The 1,798-nt window shown below is 69.5% G+C and carries 3 protein-coding genes; 1 reads left to right on the forward strand and 2 read right to left on the reverse strand.

Going from position 1 to position 1,798, the window contains the following annotated elements; all coding sequences use genetic code 11:
- On the reverse strand, window positions 1–725 hold a 725-nt coding region (locus tag HC022_RS25745), incomplete at its 3' end, for an EcsC family protein (protein ID WP_167454277.1).
- 52 nt (window positions 726–777) lie between these two features.
- A complete protein-coding gene (locus tag HC022_RS25750) occupies window positions 778–1,263 on the reverse strand; it encodes a GNAT family N-acetyltransferase (RefSeq protein ID WP_167454279.1) in 486 nt (161 codons plus the stop codon).
- A 79-nt stretch (window positions 1,264–1,342) separates the two neighbouring features.
- Between HC022_RS25750 and HC022_RS25755 the strand changes: the two genes are divergently transcribed.
- A partial coding sequence (locus HC022_RS25755; RefSeq protein WP_167454278.1) for a flavin reductase family protein occupies window positions 1,343–1,798 on the forward strand: 456 nt, incomplete at its 3' end.

A 1,798-nucleotide genomic window follows, 5' to 3' on the forward strand; every position in this document is an offset into this window, starting at 1 on the left:
AGCGCCGCGATCAGCGCCTCGCGCGGCTGTCCGCTGTCGCGCGCCAGACGCATCAGCCCGAAATGCACCTGCGCCATCTGCTGGTAGTAGCTGGTGTAGGCGTAGTTCGTCGCGGCCCCCGCCGCCGCGCCCAGGATCGGCACCGTCTGCGCCGCGAGCTTCTGCCCCATCACCGTCGCCAGCCGCGGCGAGACGCTGCGGATGATGCCGTGCACCGTGCCCCCGGTCAGCGTCACCCGCGTCGAGAGGAACGCCATGTCGGCCCCGTCGTCCTGCGACAGCGGCCCCGCCGAGGCAAAGACACTCAGGCATTCCTTGCGGATCTCGGGCAGATCGGGATCGAAGCCATGCTCCGCGGCGATCCCCTGGATCGCACGCAACAGCACCGTGGTGGTCACCGGCAGCTCTGCCAGCGCCGAGGGCAACCCGCCGGCGCCGCCCGCCGCGCCCATGGCGGTGGCCAGCGCAGTGTTGAGCCAGCCCTTCTGGTCCGGCACCACCCCACGCGAGCCCGCAGCCGCGCGCAGCGCGACCTCGAGCGCCTTCTCGGTGGCGCTCTCGAGCCGGTCCTTGACCTTGTCGGGTAGCCGTTCGAGCAGGTTCTCCGCCTTCCCGCCCAGCGCATTCAGCACCTGCAATCCGATTCCGCCCGCCGAACGGTACCGCTTCGCGAGCGCGGCAATCTCGGTGCTGGTGTCGGCAAGGACCAAGTCTGTTCCGGTCATGGGTCTTCCTTTCGGGCTCCTGCCAGAAAAGATCGTGCCGCCGCGCCCGATTTCAAGCGCTGCGCGTGACCTCGCCCGCAACCCCGTCCCAGGCGCCGGGCACCAGCTCGAGTCCCAGCACCCGCTCGGGGTTGGTGGGCGGCGGCATGACCACCTCGTCGAGCTTCACGAAGCCGAAGCGCCGGTAATAGGGCTCGTCCCCCACCAGCAGCACCCGCGACCACTCGAGCGCGCGCGCCCGCTCCACGGTGTCGCGGATCAGCGCCGCCCCCAGCCCCTCGCCCTGCGCGGTGGGGTGCACGGCAACCGGCCCCAGCAGCAGCGCCTGCCAGCGCCCGATGCGCACCGGCCAGTAGCGGATCGCCCCGCCAATGATCCCGGTCTCGTCACGGGCGACGCGGCACAGCTCCGGCACCGGCGGCACGTCGTCACGCAAGCGGTAGGACGACAGCAGCGTGCGTCCCGGCGCGAAGCAATGGTCATAGAGCGCCTCGACCTCCCACCAGTCGCCCGGTCTTTCCTGTGACAGCGTATACAGCGCGCCTTCCCCCGTGCATTCGACCGCGAACCGGCCTACCGTCTCCCCCATATATGCGCAAAGTTCTGAAAGGACAGTGATGTTCTACCGCCCCGAGGAGGGTCACGGCCTGCCGCACAACCCCTTCAACGCCATCGTCACGCCGCGACCCATCGGCTGGATCTCGACGCGTGGCGCGCTGGGAGACAACCTCGCCCCTTACAGCTTCTTCAACGCCGTGGCCTACGTGCCGCCGCAGGTGATGTTCGCCTCGACCTCCACCAAGGAGGACCGCGGCGACACCAAGGACAGCGTGGCACAACTGCGCGAAAGCGGCGTGTTCTGCGTCAACATCGTCGAGGAGGCGATGCGCGACGCGATGAACGCCACCTCGGGTCCGTGGCAGGCCGGGCAGGACGAGTTCGACCTTGCGGGCATCGAGAAGGCGGAATGCCGGACCATCGACTGCCCCCGCGTGGCGGCGGCGCCCGCGGCGCTCGAATGCAAGGTGGTGCAGGTCGTGCAACTGCCCGGTGCCGCCAATTTCGTGACCTTC

It is taken from the genome of Salipiger sp. HF18, assembly GCF_011806505.1.
Lineage (GTDB): Bacteria > Pseudomonadota > Alphaproteobacteria > Rhodobacterales > Rhodobacteraceae > Salipiger > Salipiger thiooxidans.